Source organism: Wolbachia endosymbiont of Madathamugadia hiepei, assembly GCF_013366855.1.
Taxonomy (GTDB): domain Bacteria; phylum Pseudomonadota; class Alphaproteobacteria; order Rickettsiales; family Anaplasmataceae; genus Wolbachia.
Map to the genome: position 1 here is coordinate 1 of NZ_WQMP01000053.1, position 6,352 is coordinate 6,352.

The 6,352-nt window shown below is 37.5% G+C and carries 4 protein-coding genes; 3 read left to right on the plus strand and 1 reads right to left on the minus strand.

Annotation, left to right across the window (positions count from 1 at the left end; genetic code table 11):
- Window positions 1-58: 58 nt before the first annotated feature.
- The gene (locus GO685_RS02730) at window positions 59-307 is read left to right on the plus strand and encodes a hypothetical protein (RefSeq protein WP_175937475.1); all 249 of its coding nucleotides are present in this window, start codon (window positions 59-61) and stop codon (window positions 305-307) included.
- On the opposite strand, the gene GO685_RS02735 is transcribed toward GO685_RS02730, so the two are convergent.
- A complete protein-coding gene (locus GO685_RS02735; protein ID WP_175937476.1) occupies window positions 271-3,039 on the minus strand; it encodes a PD-(D/E)XK nuclease family protein in 2,769 nt (922 codons plus the stop codon). The two genes, GO685_RS02730 and GO685_RS02735, sit on opposite strands and share 37 nt — an antisense overlap.
- A 99-nt stretch (window positions 3,040-3,138) precedes the next feature.
- Here GO685_RS02735 and GO685_RS02740 point away from each other — a divergent pair, with 99 nt between their 5' ends.
- Window positions 3,139-6,099, plus strand: coding sequence for a phosphoribosylformylglycinamidine synthase subunit PurL (locus GO685_RS02740; RefSeq protein ID WP_175937477.1), 2,961 nt, complete (start codon window positions 3,139-3,141; stop codon window positions 6,097-6,099).
- Between the two features lie 87 nt (window positions 6,100-6,186).
- The gene (locus tag GO685_RS02745) at window positions 6,187-6,336 is read left to right on the plus strand and encodes a hypothetical protein (protein WP_175937474.1); all 150 of its coding nucleotides are present in this window, start codon (window positions 6,187-6,189) and stop codon (window positions 6,334-6,336) included.
- The last annotated feature ends 16 nt before the right edge of the window (window positions 6,337-6,352 follow it).

Below are 6,352 nucleotides of genomic sequence, written 5' to 3' on the forward strand. Positions count from 1 at the left end.
GATTTGACAAGACTGCTGAGGTTTTTATGGGTTTTTTAAACTTCGTTGGTTCTCTCATATGGCTTCTCTAAAATTTTGTTCACAGAGCCTAGAGAATTTCATCGACGAAGCACATAAATACTTAAAAGAAAATAAATTAAACAATGGGTTTAAGCTCGATACTTTTCAAGGCAGCAAGCTATACCAGGAAATAAAGAAAAATAAAGTATCATTTGTCAATGTTGATAGTCCCAATAGTAACCTCAATGAGCCTTCAAAATCTGTTGCTGGTTACAACCACTCCCCTACCCTTTCTAGTTGTTTATAGCTGTTAAATCTTAGAAATTTATCAAAATATGGGGAGGCAATAAAGGGAGTGGCCTCTCTTAAATAACTAGATAAAAAATCCGGTAGATTATCTTGAAACTCCTGCATTTTTTGTCTGTAATCCTTCAAAGCAATAACCTTTATTTTATCATAGTCAAGTTTCCAATAAGCAAGCTCTGAAACTTCTTTTTTTGTTGTGTATTCTACCGCTAAGGCTTGTAAGATTAATTGTGGAAAAAACCCTGACATAACTTCCTCATTCGAAGGCGGCGAGACGAGTTTATAGTCTATAATTGCTACTTGCCCATTTGGTAGATATTCAACTCTGTCGCATCTTGCTGTCAGTAAAATTTCTTCTGTCATTCGAGTAGCTGACACTGGAATCCAGCTCTTATTACACAATTGTCTGGTATGCTCATTTGCAATCAAATTTTCTGGATCCCAGTGTCGGGGCACTGGAATGACACCCTTTTTCTTAGTGGAAGTTGTACAGCATCCGCGCAGTTGTGTGTCACGCGCTGGAATGACACCAATATGAAATATCGGATAGGAAAAGCTCTTCTCTAACTCAACGTGATTGTTTCTAGTCCTATCAAACTCGACAAAAGATTGAATTATCTTCTGCAGTCTTACCCACCACATATTTGAAAAATTAAACCGATTAGCTGAAAATACTTCTTGCGCGATGCTCATTGGCAGCTTTTTATCACGCAAATATCTCTCAAGAATATTGTGTACCATAGTGCCAAATTCCAACATCGATGGCTTAAAATTCAAGTCTCTTAATTGTTTAAGGCCCAGTATATATTCAACGTAAAATGAATAAGGATTACGAATTAGCTTTTCTATTGCACTGCAAGACATCACCCGCATTTTTTCTTTTCTAACTTCGGTTTGAGGTTTTGGCATAGGCTGCGCACATGGAACAATACATTCAGGTGTGTTTAATATTCTTAGCCAATCGCGATAAGGATATTTTGATCCCCGTAACAGAACTTCTAAACGCTGCAATAGAATTGGTTTCCTGTTGCTCAGTAATCTTGTGATGTATACTTTACTTGCACCAAATAAATTGCGCAGAGTATATAAAAAGTACCCCTGCTCCTCTTGCACGGAAGGAAGATCGAATTTTTCTCTCGTCAGCGCATTCAAAAACGGATTTTGAAAACTTGGCATATCATAAAATCCAGCAAGTATTACAACTTTATTGTGATATAAACTGAATCTATTGAAGTCGCTTGCTACAGAAAAAAACTCTTTCTTCAAAAACAAGGTTAGAATTTGGTTATATAACTCTAGGGAACACTTAACCGTTATATCCTCACATGCATTTAAGAAATCACGGGTAAAATTACCTACTTCATTATTTAGCTCTGAAAAATCTACCCCAAAAAGCAAATTAATACACTGCAGATGAGCTTTTACCACATCAGAAACAGGGCAATTTATAGAATTAAGTAAGAGATTAAATATAGCTTCTAACTTATTGATAATAACCAATATATCCTCTTTATATTTTAGCTTTTCATGGGCATTGATAGCATTTATAATATCGCTTCGGCCGTTTGTACTGAAGCTGCGTAATATCTCTATCTCAAACCCAGATAAAATTCGAGTGTATTCTTCCTGAGTGTAACCAAAAGTCACTAGCCTATGTTTAAGAAGAGAAAGAAGTGCCACGCTGTTCCAATTTGAGGTCAAAACTTCGATACTATAAAGCAGAAGCGTTATATAAGAATAGTTTTCCGACATGGAACACGCCACACGAGTTGCTAGTAATTTATCAAAGACAAACAAAGAAACGTTTTCATAACCTTCATTCTCTATAATTAATGACGTCATTTGTGCTTCTTCCTCCCTCGAATCACAAGTGATGACTTCGATATTTCCAATGCACTCATCGATAACCTTGCTAAGATCAGCAGTTGTATCAAAGATGTAATCAATAATTTCGTCGTCCACAGTGTTCAAGCAGATAACATTTTTCCTATCTAAATTTAAATAATCGAGCAGATCTTTCAGGCAATATTGATAGTGTTTTTTATCAAGTGATTTCCAGTCTTTCTCTTTAATTTTCAGATTCAGGTTAGGTAAAATTATCTTTCCAAGTGGTAGGTCATATATAGCTTTAATCAATAACTTGTAGATTTCACCCTTTCCAATTTCAACAAAGATTATATGTTGATCTTTCTGCAGAGAGGCTATCATATTGTTTATGTAGTCACTTTTATGTTCTAGTATATCTACCACTCCCAGATCTTTTAAAGTGTTACTCCAAGTTTTGACAAGTAAGTTTATGAAATTCTCTATTTTTTTTGAGTGCTCATCAAACTGATAATAATCTGCTATTTGGGTATATTGGATTTTATCAAGCAGTGATGGTAAGCTATAAGCCAAGTCAATGGGAAAATTATCATTGTTTTCTTTATTCCACTCCAATATGAATTGAATCAACAGCAGTGTCCTTTTTGTCGGCTTGATAACTTTAACTCTATCAAGATTTAATATTAAATCTTCCTCATCGATGTTCTCTAGCGAAACTATCTCTGGTAAAATTATGCATTTTTTAGCGCTGCAATTCTTGAATGCACTCAGCAACGCTATCACATCCCTCTTGCAAGGAAGAATGATCTTTACCTTGGGAATTTCTTCTTTTCCATACTCAGAAAATATGTGCTGAGCCAGCACATCAAAAAAGGATTCATCTACGTCAGCGGTAAAAACTTTTCCCATGAAAAATGACAACTAGTACGATGTTTTATTGTACAGTAAAATATAAATGTGCTCACAGTTTCTTATGTTATTATATATCAAAATCTTTCATAACATTACATGACAAACATCAGAATAGAAGTTTTAAACAAATGTAAGCAAGTTGGCAATAGATGGCTAGTCAACGTTTATTCGATTTACATACGCGAAAAATTACCATCAAAATTACATGAAGAAATCTGTGGGCTGTTTTACAACAAGATCATACAAAACTGCCGTTATTACTTCTACAACGAGGACCTTGAAGAAGTTCAATATGATTTCATAGAACCGCAAGCTGAGTGGGGCTTGGAGATAAGCTTTCTGCCTGGCATGACCGATAATGTAGGCAACACGGCAAAACAGATTGTCAGAGAGTATTTAATTAGCAAAGGCCACATTGACGAAGATGTTTACATCAAAGCAAGAAGTTCAAAACTGATCTTGGGTAAAGGGAGCATACCAACCAAAGATGATATAAAACAAGAGTTCAATCCTATCACTGAGTATTGCACGCTTATTTATAAGGAAAACGGCAATTGCTATCGTAGGCACTGCAGTAAACAAAATACCCCACTTGGTGTCATTCCAGCGCGTAATGCTGGAATCTATGGATCCCAGTGTCGGGGCACTGGGATGACAGAGAGCGGTACTAAACCTGTCAACCTCAATGTAAGTGACCAAGAGCTTGAGAAGATCAGCAGAAATGGAATCGATGGTAATGGCACTTTAGGGCTCTCTCTCGCAGCAATGAAAGCTATAAAGGATTACTTCAATAAACTCGGTAGAGACCCCTATGATATTGAACTTGAGTCCCTAGCGCAGACTTGGTCTGAACATTGCAAACACAACATCTTTTGTTCCCCCATTGATGAAATAAAAGATGGCCTATATGCACATTATATTAAGCGTGCAACGCGTGAGATAAATTCTGACATATGCGTGTCAGTCTTCTCCGACAATGCAGGAGGAATAATTTTTGACGATGATTACTTGATTGTAGATAAAGTTGAAACTCACAACAGTCCTTCAGCTCTCGATCCATTTGGTGGAGCAATGACTGGAGCGCTTGGAGTCAACCGCGATATATTAGGCTTTGGCAAAGGTGCAGTGCCTATAATGAATACCTACTATTTTTGCTTTGCCAAAAAAGCAAAAGGCAAATTTTATAGGGATAAAGAGCGCACTGATGAAATTTTGCCACCAAAATATATCATGAAAGAAGTAATTCACGGTGTTAACGTTGCTGGCAATTGTTCTGGCATTCCAACACAACTTGGATCGGTATATTTTGACGATAGATTTTGTGGAAAGCCATTAGTCTTTGTTGGAAGCGTCGGGATTATTCCGCGCAATATAAATAATGCACCTTCACACATTAAAAGGCCCAAAAATGGAGACAAAATTGTAATTATTGGCGGAAGGGTTGGAAGGGATGGAATTCACGGGGCAACGTTTTCTTCGGAGGCACTATCGGGAAACAGCCCTTCAACAGTTGTGCAAATTGGCGACCCTATAACGCAAAGAAAATTGTCCAATGCCGTCATACAGGCAAGAGACCTTGGTCTTTACAATGCAATAACAGACAACGGAGCGGGAGGACTGTCATCGTCCATCGGTGAAATGGGAAAGAATGGATTTGAAGTTGATTTAAGCAAGGTTCCACTTAAAAACGATGGTATGGCTCCGTGGGAAATATGGACATCAGAATCACAAGAGAGAATGACTCTAGCAGTGCCGGAAGAAAATCTGCCTGCGTTTAAGCAAATCATGAAAAAACACGATGTGGAAGTCAGCGTGATTGGAAAGTTTAATGAAAGTGGCAAAGCCGTTGTTAAATGTCCCGAAGAAACAGTAATAATGGATATGGAAACTGAGTTTCTTCATGACGGTAACCCTAGAATGCATTTACAGACAAAGCCATGGCTCTCCCCTTTCATCCAAGCTGGAGCATCGCGCACTGGGAATCCGTCTTTTTTAGAAGTTGAACTAAAAGAAATGCTGAGCAGACCAAACATTTGCAGCAAAGAGTTCATAGTGGTGCAATATGACCATGAAGTTCAGGGTTCGTCAGTGCTAAAGCCACTGCAAGGCAAAGGAAGAGTGTGTAGCGAAGCTGTTGTCTCAAGACCGGTTCTTTCTTCAAACAAAGGTGTTGTGAAATCACAGGGGTTTGGTTCGAGCTATGGCGAAATTGACACTTACCACATGGCAGCATGCGCGATTGACACTGCCATACGCAACTATGTAGCTGCAGGAGGAGATATAAATCATCTAGCGTTGCTCGATAATTTTTGCTGGTGTGATGCTTATAATCCAGAGAGGCTGTGGCAACTAAAGAGAGCCGCGGAGGCTTGTTATGACTTTGCAACTGCATTTCAAACCCCATTCATATCCGGAAAAGATAGCATGTTCAACGACTTCAAAGGGTATGATGAAAATGGCAAGGAAGTGATGATCTCTGCGCCACCTTCATTACTTATTTCAGCAATTGGAGTTATAGAAAATATTGAAAATGCGGTATCGCTTGACGTAAAGATGCCAGGAGACTTGATATATGTGCTTGGTATAACATACGACGAACTTGGCAGATCTGAGTATCAATTATATAGTGGAATGGGTAATAACAACGTACCAAAAGTTGATGCAAAGAGCGCCAGGAAGTTGTATGAACGCTACAATCTTGCAATAAAAGATGGCATAATTGCTTCTGCAATTGCACCAAATCTAGGAGGATCGGCTGTTGCTCTGGCAAAATCGCTAATTGCAGGAGGTCTCGGTGTTGAAATTGATCTCTCACTAGTGCCAGTAGGGAAAACACAAAATACAGATATAATAAACAAGATAATAATGTTTTCTGAATCCCAAAGTAGAATTTTGGTTACTATTGCCCCACAAAATCAGCAGAGATTTGAAGAATTGTTTAAAGGTATAGCTTTTTCGTGTATCGGCAAAGTGACAGAGGAGAAAACCCTAAATATAAAGGATATCTTAAAAGTAGATCTGAAAGATTTAGGGAACAGCTGTCGTAGCATAGTATAGAATATTTTTTTTATTATGCTAAATAACTCTTTTACTATATGTAATGTTTATTTAGAATGGATGTATGTTATTAAATTTGGGTAGATTATGTCTATTTTATCAATACTCTTGTTCATCAGTCTTTCTTTACTTAACAATTCAAGTAAATTAATGATATGCGCTGCCCTAGTCTCTGTGAAAAAAGTTTATCATGAGAAAATAAGGAAAGATGTAGCAAAAACTGGTAGTTTAACTTAGCTAAAAATAGAGAAAC

Bases quoted from the DNA above. Each gene is read 5' to 3' on its own strand.
- GO685_RS02730 (WP_175937475.1), top strand. From the start codon at position 59: ATGGCTTCTCTAAAATTTTGTTCACAGAGCCTAGAGAATTTCATCGAC.
- GO685_RS02735 (WP_175937476.1), bottom strand. From the start codon at position 3,039: ATGGGAAAAGTTTTTACCGCTGACGTAGATGAATCCTTTTTTGATGTG.
- GO685_RS02745 (WP_175937474.1), top strand. From the start codon at position 6,187: ATGTCTATTTTATCAATACTCTTGTTCATCAGTCTTTCTTTACTTAAC.
- GO685_RS02740 (WP_175937477.1), top strand. From the start codon at position 3,139: ATGACAAACATCAGAATAGAAGTTTTAAACAAATGTAAGCAAGTTGGC.